The 15108-nt window shown below is 71.9% G+C and carries 10 protein-coding genes; 1 reads left to right on the top strand and 9 read right to left on the bottom strand.

Annotated features, from left to right (window positions below; all coding sequences use genetic code 11):
- Position 1 precedes the first annotated feature (1 nt).
- The 9 genes from GXW74_RS14595 to GXW74_RS14555 all read right to left on the bottom strand — a co-directional run bounded on the left by GXW74_RS14595 (position 2) and on the right by GXW74_RS14555 (position 11822).
- Positions 2 to 706, bottom strand: a complete 705-nt coding sequence (locus GXW74_RS14595; protein ID WP_211847246.1) for a hypothetical protein — start codon at positions 704 to 706, stop codon at positions 2 to 4.
- A complete protein-coding gene (locus GXW74_RS14590) occupies positions 669 to 1958 on the bottom strand; it encodes a glycosyltransferase family 4 protein (RefSeq protein WP_211847245.1) in 1290 nt (429 codons plus the stop codon). The genes GXW74_RS14595 and GXW74_RS14590 overlap by 38 nt, the downstream gene beginning before the upstream one ends.
- A gap of 5 nt (positions 1959 to 1963) precedes the next feature.
- On the bottom strand, positions 1964 to 4060 hold the full coding sequence (locus GXW74_RS14585; RefSeq protein WP_211847244.1) for a glycosyltransferase: 2097 nt from the start codon (positions 4058 to 4060) through the stop codon (positions 1964 to 1966).
- Between the two features lie 89 nt (positions 4061 to 4149).
- Positions 4150 to 4980 carry a calcium-binding protein gene (locus GXW74_RS14580; RefSeq protein ID WP_211847243.1) on the bottom strand — a complete coding sequence of 277 codons (831 nt, stop codon included), beginning with the start codon at positions 4978 to 4980 and terminating at the stop codon, positions 4150 to 4152.
- A gap of 103 nt (positions 4981 to 5083) precedes the next feature.
- Complete coding sequence (locus GXW74_RS14575) at positions 5084 to 5791, bottom strand: response regulator transcription factor (protein ID WP_211847242.1); 708 nt, start codon at positions 5789 to 5791, stop codon at positions 5084 to 5086.
- Between the two features lie 742 nt (positions 5792 to 6533).
- Positions 6534 to 9728, bottom strand: coding sequence for a S8 family serine peptidase (locus tag GXW74_RS14570; protein ID WP_211847241.1), 3195 nt, complete (start codon positions 9726 to 9728; stop codon positions 6534 to 6536).
- A gap of 115 nt (positions 9729 to 9843) precedes the next feature.
- Complete coding sequence (locus GXW74_RS14565) at positions 9844 to 10542, bottom strand: hypothetical protein (RefSeq protein ID WP_211847240.1); 699 nt, start codon at positions 10540 to 10542, stop codon at positions 9844 to 9846.
- Positions 10535 to 10867, bottom strand: coding sequence for a hypothetical protein (locus tag GXW74_RS14560; RefSeq protein ID WP_211847239.1), 333 nt, complete (start codon positions 10865 to 10867; stop codon positions 10535 to 10537). Before GXW74_RS14560 ends, GXW74_RS14565 begins: the two co-directional genes overlap by 8 nt.
- Positions 10818 to 11822, bottom strand: a complete 1005-nt coding sequence (locus GXW74_RS14555; protein ID WP_211847238.1) for a radical SAM protein — start codon at positions 11820 to 11822, stop codon at positions 10818 to 10820. Before GXW74_RS14555 ends, GXW74_RS14560 begins: the two co-directional genes overlap by 50 nt.
- Before the next feature lie 203 nt (positions 11823 to 12025).
- Between GXW74_RS14555 and GXW74_RS14550 the strand changes: the two genes are divergently transcribed.
- Complete coding sequence (locus GXW74_RS14550; protein ID WP_211847237.1) at positions 12026 to 14905, top strand: ATP-binding protein; 2880 nt, start codon at positions 12026 to 12028, stop codon at positions 14903 to 14905.
- The last annotated feature ends 203 nt before the right edge of the window (positions 14906 to 15108 follow it).

The raw sequence follows: 15108 nt of genomic DNA, 5'->3' as shown, positions 1-15108 counted from the left end.
CTCAGTGCACCCCGAGGTCACGCGAGGCGACCAGCGCGGCGACGCCGATCGCCGCGAGCAGCACCACCAGCGCGAAGGTCCAGCCGCCGGCGCGGCGGCGCGGCGGACGCGGCGGCGCGACCGGGATCGCCGCCAGCCGCTCGTCGAGACGTGTCAGCCAGAGCGTCAGCGTCGCCAGCCGTTCAGTCAGGTCGCGCTGCCCGCGTTCCAGCGCCTCCAGCGCCGCACGCTCCCCGGCCTCGGGGACACGGGCGGCGATGGCGCGGAGTTCCTCATGCAGGCGCCGCTGGCCGGCGGCGACGGCCTCCAGCAGCCGTTGCGGTGCCGCCTCGGTCCGCTCCTCGGCGGGCGGGCGGGGGATGCGCATGGGCATAGGCACCTCGGTGCCGTCGGCCGCGCGCGCGACGACGGCGAGATCCGACCGCCGCTGCGCCCATTCCGGCTCGAGCGGGATCTCGAAGGCGTGGGAACCGTCGCCGATGCCGGCCTTGGCGAGGTCCGCGCGGGCGAAATCCGCGACGGTGCGGAACACGGTCGCGCTGCCGAGGCGCAGCTCGATCGCCACGCGTTCCTGCGGCGCCGCGGCGTTCCACGCCCAGCCATAGAGCTTGTCGGCCGCCGCATTGTCGACGAGCCCACGCAGCTCGGCGCCACGCGCGGGTGCGGCCTCAGCACGGGGCGGCGGGGATGCGAGATCGGATGGCATGTGGCGTCCTCCTGGTTCGGGACGAGACGAGGTCGCGGTAGAGCTCGAGATGCGCCGCGGCGGCGGCCGCGAAGTCGGGCGGCGGGCGGATGCCGGCGCGCAGGCGTTCCCACAGGCCGGGGGTGTCGGCCGCGTGCCGCAGCACGCCGGCGAGGCCCGCCGCATCGCCGACGGGCGCGTGCAGTCCATCGACGCCATCCCGCACCGATTCGGCCATGCCGCCGACATCGCCACAGATCACCGGGCGCCCGTGGCGGAAGGCCTCCAGCACGACGAGGGGCGCGTTCTCCCACCAGATCGAGGGCACCACGACCCAGTCCGCGGCGGCCATGCGCGTGGCCATCTCCTCGGGCGCGTAGGCGCCGCGATGGGCGGCTTCGGGCGCGGCGTCCAGCGCGGCGGCGAACTCCGCGCGGAACTCCTCGGACGTCCAGGTGGTGCCACCATGGATGTCGAGGCGATGCGCGACGCCTTCCCGCGACAGCCGCGCCGAGGCAACGAGCGCGGCGAGCGTGCCCTTGAAGCGGTTGACATTGCCGAAGACGGCGAAGCGGTCGCGCCGGCCATCGGGTGACGCGCGCGGCGGCGCCGGCTGGGCCGCCGCGACGGCATTGCGCATGACGCGGATGCGCGCGGCATCCCAGCCGGCGGCGGCGAAGCGTCCGCGCAGGAACTCGCTCGGCGCCAGCAGCGCGTCGAAGGCGGCGAAGGAACTGCGGATGCCGAGGTCGCGCAGGGTGAAGTCGCTGCCGTGCCGATCGGGCAGGCAACGCCGGCACGAATCCGGCGACGGGCCATGGCAGAGCCGGCCATCCGCCGTCAGCAACTGGCCCTCCCGCGGGCACAGGCAGAAATAGTCGTGCAGCGTCGCCACCATCGCCGCGCGCGGAGCCGCGCGGCGCAGCATGTCGATGCCTTCCATGCCCCAGAGCAGCGGGTGGTGCAGGTGCACGACATCCGGCGCCAGCCGCTCGATCATCGGCGCAAGGGAAGCGAGGCCGTACACATCGCCCTGCGACAGGTAGAAGCGGTCGAAATGGTCGAGCGAGACGAGCATCTCGTCCGACGCCGCCCCCGCCGCCTGCAGCAGCGTGCCGGGCCGCCTTTCGCGCAGCAGCTCCGTGGTGCCGGCGAGGAAGAGACCCTGCACGCCGATCATGTCGCGCAGCGCGCGGAACAGGCCGTGGGCGAAGGCCTCCGTGCCGCCCGGCTGCAGGCGCGGATGGTTGTGCGTGAGGAAGAGCACGCGCATTGCCCTCACGCCTCCGTGAAGCGCGCCATCAGCGCGGCGATGGCGCCATCCCAACGCCGGTGATGCAGGCGCCGGTTCACCGCGCCTGCGAGGGTGCGCGCATGCCCGTCGTGCAGCGCGATGGACTGGCGTTCGAAGTGGTACAGCTCGGCCGCCGGCTCGTAGGCGATCTCCCCGCCGTCGGCACGGAAGCGCAGGCAGAGATCGGAATCCTCGAAGTCGCCGACGATGTAGTCGGTGCAGAATCCGCCGGCGCGCTCGAAGGCGGCACGGCGGGCGAGCATCGCCGCGCCGGTCACCGCCGGCACGCGCCGCGGGCGCGCGGCTTCCGCGTGGTGGCGCGGATAGCCCTTGCAGTAGTGGTCGTTCAGCCAGACCTCGTCCTGGCCGCGCCGGAACAGCAGCCCGGCATGCTGGATCGAGCCGTCGTCGAAGAGCAGCCGCGGCCCGACCGCGGCGAGCCGCCGCTCACGCCCGAGGCGGCCGAGCATCGCGCCGAGCCAGCCCTCGCCCGCCGGCAGGACGTCGGAATTCAGGAACAGCAGCGCGGGGGCGCGCGCCGCCGCGGCGCCCGCATTGCAGGCTGCCGCGTAGCCGCCGTTGCGCGGCATCACCAGCAGGCGCATGGGCAGGCCGAGCATCGTCGCCATGCCGCGCAGCAGGTGATCGACCTCGTGCCGCTGCTCCGGGCTGTCGAGCACGTAGACCAGATCGGTGCCGTGCGTCTGCGGGTCGCGCGCGAAGGCGGCGACCTGGAAGCGCAGGAAGCGCAGGTTGCGGTAGAGCGGGATGATGAGGCTCACGCGCGGGCGCGCGGGGGCGGTGCCGTAGGCAAGTTCCTCGACCGACCCGGTCGCCTCGCGCAGAGCGGCTGCGTGCAGCAGCGACGCGGCCGGGGCGATGCAGGCGTCGAGCAGCGCGGGTTCCACCGCGGAGGGATGCGCCGCGCGCAGCACCAGGTCCCGCGCGACCGCCGGCGGCATGAGTCCCGGCGGCGCCGTCACCTCGACCGCGCCGCCGCCGCGCAGTTGCAGCGCGAGGCGCCACTGCGCCATGCCGACCGGATCGATGCCCGCCAGATGAGCGAGGAAACCCGGCCGATCCCCTGCCCCGCCGAGCGGCGCGCGCGCGAAGGTCGCGGCGAGGTCGGGCCGCGCGACACGGTGCAGCCGCTCCGCCGGGACGGCGATGTCGAGACCGGGAGCGAGCAGCGACATGCGCTCGACGAGGCCGAGCGGATCGCGCAGCCAGCCGCAGAGGAAGACACCACCGCCATGGTCGGACAGGGCGAGTTCGAGCGCCGCGCCGAGTGGCCCCGCCGCATCCTCGATGCGCGTCGTGCGGGCGGGGCGCAGCAGCGCCTCCTGTTGCAGCAATGCGCGCAACCGCGGGTGCTCGGCTGCCCGCGCTGCGAGTGCCGCCGGCAGCGAGACGGCAGTTCCGCGGCCGGCCAGAGCCTCGCGCAGCGCGGCGCGCAGGGGCGCCGGGGTGCCGGCGGCGGCGAAACGCAGGGCGGACAGCGGCGCGGGCGGCAGCAGCACCGCGCCCGGCGGCGGCGCGCCCTCCGTCACGAGCACGTCGCCGACCGGCGGGCGCAGGGCCCGGATGCCGGCAGGCGAGATCAGCCGCCAGGCTCCCTTCGGTGCCGTCGGGACATGCCAGAAGAACAGGCCGGCCTCAGGCCGCGCGAGCAGGGTCGCGGCCCGGGACGGCACCGCGAGGGCGAGGCAGAGCGCGGCGAGATCCGGATCGGGCGCCGCGCGCATCGCCGATGCGCCGGTGCCGACGAGGAAGCGCAGCAGGCGCTGGCGTTCCCGAGGCGCGAATCCGAAGGCAAAGTCTGCCGCGGGCAGCGGCTCGGGCATCGTGAAGGCGATCGCCTCACCGGCATCGAAGCCGAGCTCCGCCGCGGCGCCGCACTGCGCCCCGGCCGGAAGGCGGGCGAGATGAACGAGGCGCGGCGCCTCCGCCGCGTCCAGCACCATCGTCGCGCCGGGCGGCGGCAGGACCCTGCCGCCCAGCGCCAGGCGGGCGCTGCCGGAGGGCACGCCGCCCGGCAGCATCAGGTCCAGCACCAGCAGGCCTGCTGCCGAGACCAGCATCCGCGGTGCGGCCGAGAGATGCTGCCGGCGAGGGCGCGTGGCCTCCGCCGGCAGGCTTCGCGTGGCGAGTTCGCCGTTCAGGGGCGGCCTCAGACGATCTTGACGTAGCTGGACAGGTTGTTCAGCAGGTCCTCGCTGGACACGCCGACCAGCTTGATCTGGTCGCCGTCGCCGAGGTCGATGACCGCGCCGGTGCCGCTGCTCGAGATGCGGTCCGCGAGGTCGTCGGCACTGTTGATGCCGGTGCCGTTGATGTTCGCCTGGATCGCGATCACGTCGTCGCCGGGGCGGAAGTCGAGCACCACGTCGCGGCCGAAGCCGCTCTCGAAGTAGAAGGTGTCGGCGCCGCCCTGGCCGGCCAGCGTGTCGGCGCCCGCGCCGCCGAGCAGCGTGTCCGCCCCAGCGCCGCCGACGAGCAGGTCCTTGCCCTTGCCGCCGTAGATGAGGTCGGCGCCGGCATCGCCGGAGAGCACGTCATTGCCCTCGTCGCCGAACAGGATGTCGTTGTCGGCGCCGCCGCTCATCACGTCGTCGCCCTTGCCGCCGAAGAGGATGTCGTTGCCCTCGTCGCCGAACACCCAGTCGCTGTCACCGCCACGCGCCGGCAGCGCCGGCCCTCCGTGATGATCATCGCCACCACGCGAGCCGCCATGGCCGTGGTCGTCGTCGCGGCCACGGCCACGGCCATGGTCATCGTCGTCGCGGTCGCGGCCACGTCCGCGACCGCGGTCGTCGTCACCGCCGCCGCTTCCGCCGGCGAAGACGATGTCGTCACCCTGCCCGGCGTGGATCGTGTCCGAGCCGCCGAAGGTCATGATCAGGTTGTCGAAGCTGCCTGGAATGTCGGCATCTGCATGAACCAGGTCGGCTCTGTCCGTTCCGAACAGCAGGCCGCCGGGAAGGGTCGCGAAATCGGCCATCATGAGCTCCCTATCGAGGGGTTTGGTCGTTTCGACCGGTACGCCACACGTATAGGTTGTGCTCTATCGGTTCAGAAGTTGGATTTGGGTGCAGTGCACAAGTTTACACACGCGCTTCCGTGAACTCGACCGGCACGGCGAGCGCATAGCCGACATTGCGGATGGAATTGATCGCATCGAGCGGAAGCTTCCGTCGCAGTCGGCGCACCAGGCTGTCCACGGCGCGATCCTCTGTGCGCCAAGGACGTCGGAAGACCTCGATGGAGAGAGTTTCGCGATCCACCGGCGCACCCTCGGCCGCGGCGAGCAGAGCGAGGAATTCGAACTCGGCGCCGGTCAGGCGCACCTCGTCGCCGACAGGCGGCAGGAGGCGGCGGCCAGCGCGGACCAGCCGCCACGGCGCCAGCGCCCCCGCGGGCGGACCGACCCGGCGCAACACCGCGCGGATGCGCGCCACCGCCTCGATGGGCGGAATTCCGACGTGCAGCACTTCGTCTGCGCCGGCTTCGAGCGCGTCGATCCGCTCCTCGATGCCTTCGCTCGGAGGCGCGATGACGACGCAGGGAACGCCGGACAGATCGCGCAGGCGGCGTACCGCCTCGGCCGCAGGCAGTCCGGAGGTGCTGCCGGACGCCAGCAGCACCGCGTCCGGCGATCCATCCGCGACGGCGCGCATGAGCGCCTCGGCGGACGGCGTGACGGTGACGGTGAACCCCCGCCGCGCGAGATCGCCGGCGAAGGTCCTGACATCATCATGATCCACCGCCAGGATGACATGGCGTCGCAGAACAAGAGCGCTCGTGTCGTGCATGTGGTTCACCTGTAGCCCTTGGTCGACACAACCAATCGGATGGGTTTCTGACCAAAATACGACCCAGAGCTGTGTGAATGAATCATCATAAGCGCATTAGGCGAGTTCCTGCCGCCTTCTCGCGCATCGCTCCCCGGTCTCGGGATGCAGGCGCTAGCAGCACCCTGCGCAAGGCGCTCACCCGCGCGTCACGGACGGCATCGGCGAAACGGGCCGGAAGCGGACCGGCCCGCCGCAACGCGCAACGGAAGTTCGGATGCGGGGCGGGGATCGCGCGGCGACACGCGTTGTCGTGAGCGATCGGTCCTCGACGTCGAATGCTTCGCGCTTGCCCGAAGAGCCTCGAAGGGCATGCCCGCCGCATGCCGCAGTTCATGCGACCGCAGGGCTGCTCGTCCGCTTCCTGCCATCGATCCGCCGGCTAAGGATGGCGGGACGGGCGACGGCGCGAGAACGCTGATCCCGCGTCGCTCGAACAAGAACTCACTCACAAGTGAATCCGGGCACCAAGTGCCGCATCAAATTTCCATGATCGCTAGCGGCCAGGGCCGATCGTCATCCGGAGGCCTCAACCCAACCGTCGCTGTTCGCGACCGTTGGCATTCGTCCTTTCGTGCCCTCGAACGCCGGGCGCAAACCCGCTGTTTGCGGGGCTTTGCCGGACCTCCGGCGGCGCCCCTGCGAGCGCCCGGCGGGGCTCAAAGCCTCATGCCGTCGGGATCAGCACATCACGGCGCGCTGATCAGTCCGACGTCCGCGTGATGCGAAGACTGCCGCCGCCGACACGACGTCCACCGGAGAAATGGACAGCGTGCACCCATCCTACCGGCTGGTCGCTCCGCAGCCTCGCGTCCGCATAGGTCACGTCAAACGGCAGTTGCTGGTCCTGCGCCAGCCGCAGGCGCGGAATCCACAGCCTGTTCCCCGCAGCGGCAAAGCCGAGGCGGGCGTATGCGTCCCCCTCGCTTCGACGCAACTCCATGCCGTCGGCGCCGACGACCCCAGTGAGTCCTGCGATGGCGTCGGCCAGGTTGCCGCGATCATGCATGTCGGATTCGCGTGCAAGCTGGTTTGCGGGATCCGCCGCGGCGTCGTCCTGCTGCCCGAAATAGGGACGCTTCCAGGAGCGAAGGCGGCTGCACTCCAGGAACATTCGCATGGCGCGCCATGGCAGCGCGGTGATCGGCAGCCCGCCGAGGCGCAGCTTCCCGCTGATGTTCTCGCCCCATACCAGCAGGCTATCGACGTCCTCGCTGCCGATGATGGAGAAGACCGGGGCATCGATGGTGCCATCGAGGTTCAGCTTCGCCTCATGGGTCGCGAGGACGGCGACATTGTTGCGCATGCCGAGCGTCGCCGCGGGTTCGTAGCGATCGTCATCGTGATCGAGCACCGCCGCGATCACCCCGGCGCTGCGCGAGAGATCGATGTCGGCACGGGTGGAGACCTCGACCGCCTCGCCCGGCATGACGCTCACGAAGGCCGGCGAGCCGTCCTCCCTGGTCAGCAGCGGCTCCCACGCGCCGCGTGCCGAGCGGGCGCCCTCGAGACGCGGCAGCGGATGGACGGCGCCGAAGGGCGCGCGGAACAGGTACAGCCGGGCCGGGCCGGCGATGGGCTCGCGGCCTCGCTGCAGTGTCTCCACGCGCAGGCGGTGCGGGCCGATGGGCGTGATGCCCGGCGCATCCCACAGCACGGCGCCGACACAAGGCTCACGCCCGTCATCGCCCGCCGACTTGCGCAGCCAGACATCGAAGCGTGGCGGCGGCGGAGACAGCGTGCGCGCGACATCCATGCGGCCATAGCCAAGCGCGCGGTCCCAGCCGATCGCACGAATGCCGGGTTCGGGTGGCAGGGCTTCCAAGGCGCGTGACGCCGCCGCGCCGAGGGGCGTCGGCGCGGCATCGCCCTCCCCCGCATCGCCGGCGATCCAGTGCTCGGGCCTCACAGCGCCTTCCACGATGGCCTGGCGGATATCGGCCCAGGTCGCGTCCGGCCACTTCTCGAACAGCAGGGCCGCAAGGCCTACCACCTGCGGGGCAGTGAAGCTCGTCCCGGCGATGGTGGCGCCGTAGGCGTGCCGCTCCAGCAGCTCGGGCCTGGCGGCGAAGGCGGCGGCGAGATTGCGGTGCGCCTCCGGCGAACGCTGCGGCACCGGCACCGCCACCGAGGCGCCGATCGCGACGAGATCCGGCTTGAAGCGCCCGTCCCGGGTCGGTCCGCGGCCGCTCGCCTCGGCGGCGTGGAAGCCGGTCGCATCGTCCTCGCACTCGCCGACGACGATGACGCGATGCGCCGTGGCCGGCGTCGTCAGCGTGGTGACGTCGTCCTCGCGGCCGGCGGGCGGCTCGCTCCAGTCCCGCTGCGTCGCGTTGTTCCAGTCGCACCAGGCGTGCAGCTCGCCGACCACGCCGGCAATCTCGAAGCGCAGGGTGTCGATGGGCATGGCACCACGTATCGGCAGCAGCAGGATGTGCAGCCGCCAGAGGCCGCGCTCCATCGCACGGCCGAGTTCGGCGATCACCGTCGCCCGCGCATCGCCGTCGATGAGGGAGAGCACCCGGATCGGCCTGCCCTCGTCGCCGCGGAGAGGCTCGATCGGCGGCTGCGCCGGTTCGACGCGCACCGTCGCGGTCGGCGTATCCTGCGCCCGGAACCAGATCTCGATGGTGTCGGCCTTGCTCGCCCGCGTCGTGTAGCTGAAGGCGAGCCGTTCGAGCCTCGGTTCCGTCATGCTGCCCGGAATGGCGAGATGCGGCACGATGCGCGTCTTGCCGGCGCCTACCGTCTCGGTGTTGCCGACATTCTGGTTGCCCGCCGGCAGCACGATGGCGCGGCCCGGGTGCAGCAGCAGTTCGTCGAGCATCAGCTCGCCCAGCAGCGTGCCGTCATGCGCGCCGAGGCAGTCGCCGTTGTTGAGCAGCAGGGCGAGCGGCGTGTCGGACTCCTCGACCATGCGGACGACGGCGGTGACGACATCGAGGCTGTCGGCGAGCGCCGCATTGTCCTGGATGCCGGCGATCGCGCAGGCGATGCGCGCCGCCGGGGCGATGCCCCGGTAGCGCCCGCCAATCGAGGCGTTGCCGCTGCCGGCCGCGATGCCGGCGCAGAAGGTGCCGTGATTGGCGAAGAGCTGCCTCCGGGTCGCCTCGGTGTCGCCGCCGGCCGCGGCATCCCGCTGCGCGAGCCGCAGCGGCCGGTCATCGCCCGCCGCCAGGCAATCGGCGATGTCCTGCGCCAGTTCGGAGCGCGTGTGGCGCACGCCGAAGCCGCCCGCCGCGCGCCTCGCATAGGGATCGAAGAGGCTGACGACGCGCAGGGCCTCGTTCGGCGGCGGCGGTGCCTCGAGCGTATGGCCGGGTGGCAGCATGGCGACGTGCGCGTAGTCGAAGACCGTGTCGATGATGCCGATGGTGACGCCGGCGCCCTCGGCCGTGACCTCGGCGCGCGCCACGTCGCGCACGGCCCGGCGGCCGCCGGTGGGCTGCCCGGCCTGGCCGGAGGCGACACGGGCCGCGCGGCCGAGCGAGGCGCGCCGGATCGCGCCCGCAGCCACCAGCCCCGCCAGGCTGTCGCCATCGGCCATCTCCGGCGGCGGCGGCCCGTCGTCGTTCCACCGATCGAGCAGGTCGAGCTGGCCGCGGAGGTACTCGGCGTCGATGCGGACGGCGAAGAGGCTGCCGACCTGCGCGACGAACTGCACCGGCCGCGCGCCATCCGCCGACCGCAACCCGGCAAGATCCGCAGGATGCCCGTCGAAGTCGAGCAGCAGGTCGCATTCGCTGCGAGGCCCGGCGGAACGGACCGCCTCGATCCCCGGGCCTCTCTCCGTCGCCTCCGCCGCCAGGAGGATGGCGAGCAGCGTCGCCCGGAGGGTACGCAGATCCGCCCGCCCCCAGGGGCCGACGGCCTCCCCGCGCCGCGGCTTCGGGTTCATCCCGCCGGCGGCTGAAGCAGATCCCGATCAGGTGGAATCACCTGATCGGGCGAAGGTGCTCGCAAGAGCACGGGGCGAGGGCGATTGCCGTGAGCCAAGGCGAACGAAAGCCGCCTCAGAGCGCGGCGATCGGGTTCGCCGGCGCCTTCAGCGGGTCCTTGGTGAAGTCGATGCTCGCCAGGGACTGCCCCAGCATCAGCCAGGACTGCTCCGGCGCGGCGCCGGCGATCATCCGCCAGAAGCTCCGCAGCACCGGGACATACGGGTTGTTCGGCCCGAGCGTGGCAAGGCCGGCGGCCCAGCTGTCCATGCAGGTGGCGGGCTCATTGCCGGTGGCGAAGACGAAGACGCTGCGGAACTCGATCATGTCCGCGACGAAGGCGGCGATGAAGGTGCCCAGGTAGAAGCAGGGCACGGTGGTCGCCTTCGTCTGGAAGAAATGCGCCATCAGCGCCTCGTTCGTCACGCGGCCGGCGTGCGGCCCTTCCTTCGTGACGTAGCTCGTGCCCGGCGGAAGCTTGAGCTCCTCCGGCGTTCCGGCCGGCTCGCGCAGCCAGGCGAGGAGCGTGCTCGCCTGCTCGTTCCGGCCTTCCTGGTGCGGCAGCCGGAAGCGCCATTCATGGTAGAGGCCGAGCTCGTTCTTCAGGGCGTCGCGATCGACCCAGGCGGCCATCGGCGCGTTCTTGTCGTGCGGGATGGTGCCCGGGGTCCGCACGACAGGCGTGGTGCGCGCCGCGCGCGGCGCGGCGCCGGCGGACAGGCCGAACTGGCGAAGCAACAGGCGCGCCTGCGCCCTCCCGCTCTCATCATGCATTCTGGCTTCCTTCCGTTGCAGGTGTCGCAAGTTTCCCGACGATTCCGAGCTCGATCAGGCCGACGAGAGCAGCCTCGACATCCGACAGCTTCGCCTCGCCGCCGATCTCGGCCATCGCCTCCCCAAAATCCGCGGCGATCGCCGCCAGCGGGCGCCCGTCCGCCAGCTCCGCCAGCAGCCAGGCCGAAGGGTTCAGCCGGTGCAGCGCCGGCCGTGCCGGCGTATAGGCCAGGCAATGCCCGAGCTCCGGCACCGGCCGCAGCCGCACACCCGGTTCAAGCCGGAAGCAGTCGGTCGGGCAGAACACTGAGATCGACACCGTCATTGAGGGTCACGTCGAAGGGATCCGGCGCCGTCCAGCGACCATGCCAGGCATAGGCGGTGGCGCGGCAGCCGCCATGGCTGCCCTCGGCGGCGCTGCAATCCGGGCAGCTCCGCTCGACCGCGCCGGCCCGCAGCACCTGCCACAGCGGGGCGGTCCGCCAGGCTTCGAGCAGGGTCGTGCTGCGCAGGTTGCCGTGGCTGACATATTCGCGGAGGTAGGGGCAGCCGACGATCTCGCCGTTCGCGATCACCGCCGCCGACTGCCAGCAGCAATTGTGGTCGTTCGGGTGCCAGGACTGCATCAGCGTCAGCCCCGCCGGCACGCGCAGCGCCCCGAGGGTCCGCATCTGATCGGCGAGCGGCAGCGCGATCTCCTGCCAGATGCGCTTCGCCCGTCCCAGCGGATAGAGCCGCAGCACGCCCACCCGCTCGGCCCCGAGGCCGGCGGCGAGGTCGAGCAGGTCCTGCACCTCGGGCGCGTTCTGGCGGGTGAGGATAAGGAGCATGTCGGTCGCCACGCCGCACGCGACCAGGTGCCGCACCGCCGCCACCGAGGCATCGAAGCTGCCCGGGGCCCCGGTGAACCACTCATGCGTCGGCCCGGTGGCGCCCATCACGTCCACCAGGACCCGCCCCACCCCGGCATCGCGCAGCGCCCGCGCCATCGCGGCGTCGATCAGGGTGCCGTGCGTGCGCACCATGGTGAACATGGAGCGCGAGGCCTCCGCGAGCAGGTCGAGGAAGCCCGGCTTGAGCAGGGGCTCCCCGCCCTCGATGTGCAGGCTGATCACGCCATCGGCGGCGAGCCGCGCGATCGCTTCGCGCCATTCCCCGATCGACAGCTCCGCCGGCCGCGCCTCCCGCCCGCAATCGCCGTAGCAATGCTTGCACGACAGCGGGCAGGCCTCGGTGATCGAGATCGCCACCTTGGGGGGAGCGGTCAGCCTTGGATTCAAGTCATTGAACCTTCACGCGATGGGAAGCATTCGTTCCGATCGTGCAGCCTGCGGCTTGGCGCGGCAATACCTGCGCAACCCGGGCGTGGAGCGCGTTGCACTTTTCGCGTGGCCGTGCTGCGATCCAGGTCACAATGTATTGCACCGCTTGCGGTTCGCGGACCCCTCCCCTGGCACGCTTCTGTCCGCATTGCGGAGAAGCGGTGCGGTCGGCCATCTCCTCTTCCGTCGTGACCCCGCCGGCATCCAATGGCGAGGCCGACCGCCGCATCGTCACCGTGATGTTCATCGACATCGTCGGCTCGAGCGCACTGACCGCCTCGATGGATCCCGAGGCCTTCGCCACGCTGCTGCTTGCCTATCGCGAAACCTGCGCGGCCATCATCTCCCGGCACAACGGCCATGTCGCACGCTATGTCGGCGACGGCATCCTGGCCTGCTTCGGCTATCCCCGCGCACGCGGGCGGGATGCGCAGTCGGCGGTGGCCTGCGGCCTCGCCATCGCCGCCGAGATGCCCAACCTCAACAAGAGGCTCAACGCGAGCTCGTCCGACCATCCGAGGGTCGCGGACCTCCAGCTCCGGGTGCGCATCGGCATCGAGACCGGCATGGTCGTCGCCGGCCGGCTCGGCCCGGGGGCCGCCACCGAGATCGACGCCCTGATCGGCACCGCGCCGAACGATGCGGCGCACCTCCAGCACAGGGCGCCGCCGAACGGCGTCGTGATCGGCACCGCCACCCATGCCGTCGTCGCGGCCGAGTTCACCTGTGCCCCTCTGCCCGCGACGAACGCAGCGGACATGCCGCACGGCTTCGTCGTCACCGCGGCCCTGAACCGGGCGCGCGGGCGGACCGCGCCGATGGCGGGCCGCGACGTCGAATTGTCGCTCCTCCGGGAACGATGGGCGCTGGCGGGGGGGAAGAACGGTCAGATCGTGCTGATCGGCGGCGAACCCGGCATCGGCAAGACCCGCCTGGTCGATGAATTCATCCTGCGCAACGGGGTGGAGCCCGGCCAGGTCCTGACCATGAGTTGCGCGCCCCAGACCACGGCGACGCCGCTGCTGCCGGTCCTCGCGACGCTGCGCGAGGAACTCGACGCCTCGGGCACCCCGGTCGAGGCGTGCGTCGTCGCTCTCGGCCTGGCGCCCGACCCCTATGCGGGCGTGCTGCAACGGGCGCTGTCCGGGGCCGGGCCGTCCGGCCCTTCCGAAGCCTCGCCCCCCATGCGCGAGGACCTGACGCCCTTCGAGCGCCGGCGCGCCCTGCGCGAGACCCTGCTCGCCTGGATCGTGTCCCATGCCCGGGAGCAGCCCGTCCTCGTCCGCGTCGAGGACATCCAATGGGCCGATGCCAGCCTCCTCGACTTCCTGCAGTTCGTCGCCAACGCCGTCGGCTCGCTGCCGATCCTGCTGGTCGCGACCTATCGCAGCGACTTCGTCCTCTCCTGGCCCGACCGCGCCAATACCCTGCGGCTGACGCTCAGCCGCCTGAAGATGGAGGAGGCGGCCGCGCTGCTCGGTGACCTGGCGCCGCAGATGAGCCCGCTCATGCAGGACATCATCCTGCTGCGCAGCGAGGGCGTGCCCTTCTTCGTCGAGGAATTCGCCCTCGCGGCCGAGGTGCCGACCCTGCCGCACACGCTGCAGCAGCTTTTCGTCGCGCGCCTCGATGCGCTCGGGGAGGTCAAGGATCTCGCGCAGCGCGCCGCGGTGCTCGGTCGCGAATTCGACCGCGACTCGCTCGCCGCGATGACCGATCTCGACCCCGAGGCGCTCGACCGCGGCATCCGCCGCCTGCTCGACGCCGACATCGTCGTGATGGACAGCGGGCGCGACGCCAGGGGCCTGTCCTTCCGGCACATGCTGCTGCAGGAGGCCGCCTACGAATCCCTGCTGCTGGCCCAGCGCCCCGCGCTGCATCGCCGCGCCGCGGAGGTGAGGCTGCGCCTGAGCCCCGAGATCCGCGAACAGCAGCCTGAGGTCCTGGCCCGCCACTACGAGCTCGGGCGCCGGCCGGCGGATGCCCTGCCGCTGCTCGACCGCGCGGCGGAGATCGCGCTCAGCAACAACGCCCATCGCGATGCGGAGAACCTCCTCGCGCGCGCCGCCGCCCTCACCAAGGACCTGGCCGGGCAGGCGCGCTGCGCGGCCGAGTTGCGGGTCTGGCTGCTGCGCGGCTACGTCCTCGTCGAGACCGAGGGCTATGCCTCCGCGGCGGTGCAGGAAGCCTTCGACCGCGCCCATGAGGCGGCGGAAGGGCTCGAGGACCAGGCCGGCCTGCTCTCCCTGCTTCCAGGCATCATCGGCTTCTACCAGGTGCGCGGGCCGCTTTCGGTGGCGCAGCGGCTGACCGGCCGCCTTCTCACGCTGACGCGCGAGTACGGCGATGCCATGGCGCGCGCCGATGCCCATCGGCGGGCCGGCTGGTGCCTCTTCTGCATGGGTCAGACCGCCAAGGCCCGCAGGCACCTGACCGCCGCGATCCGGCTCGCGGGGCAGCCCGCCGAACGGAGCCGGACCCTCGTGCTGAGCCAGGATCCCTTCGTCACCGGCCTGTCGAACCTCGCCTGGCTCGCCCTCGACACCGAGGGCCCGGCGGCGGCGACGCCGATCGCCCGTGCCGCCGAGGAGGCGGCGAGAAGCTCCGGCAACGCCATCCTTCAATGCTACGCGTTCCAGCTCGCGGCACGGGTCCATGCGGCGGCGGACGACCACGCCAAGGCCTCTGCTCTCACGGACGAGGTGCACGACATCGCCACCTCCCGCGGCATCACCTACTGGACCGCGATGAGCAACGTGGCGCGCGGCGAGGAGAAGGTGCGGCTCGGCGAGCACGCCGAAGGCGTGGCCCTCATCGAGGAGGGGCTCGCGGCCTATCGCCGCGCACAGGGCGAGCTGCTGCGGCCGCTGCTGCTCCTCGGATTGGCCCGGGCGCGGCTGGCTCTCGGGGAAAGGGAGCAGGCCATCGCCGAACTCCATGAAGGCATCGCGGTCGCGAAGCGGGTGGAGGCGTGGCTGTTCGCCTCGCAACTGCAGCGATTTCTCGAGGAGGTCCAGGAAGCGATCCCGTGCCCCGCATGATCGCCTGACAACACCCGCGCGGCACCGCCGCCGAGCTCCCCCCCGCAGGCCGCGCCGAGCGGCCCGGTCGCGAGTGCAGGCCTATGCCGGCCGGCATTCCCGAACGGCTTCCGCGGCCACGGCGGATCAGGCAACCGCGCCGCCCGGCCATGGCCACCGCGAGCGCCGGACGCCGTCCCCTCCCTCGCGAGCGGCCCTTGACC

The organism is Neoroseomonas eburnea, from assembly GCF_018129005.1.
GTDB classification, from domain to species: domain Bacteria; phylum Pseudomonadota; class Alphaproteobacteria; order Acetobacterales; family Acetobacteraceae; genus Neoroseomonas; species Neoroseomonas eburnea.
Note: the sequence above shows the minus strand (reverse complement) of the source record. Positions and strands in the feature narration are given on the sequence as shown.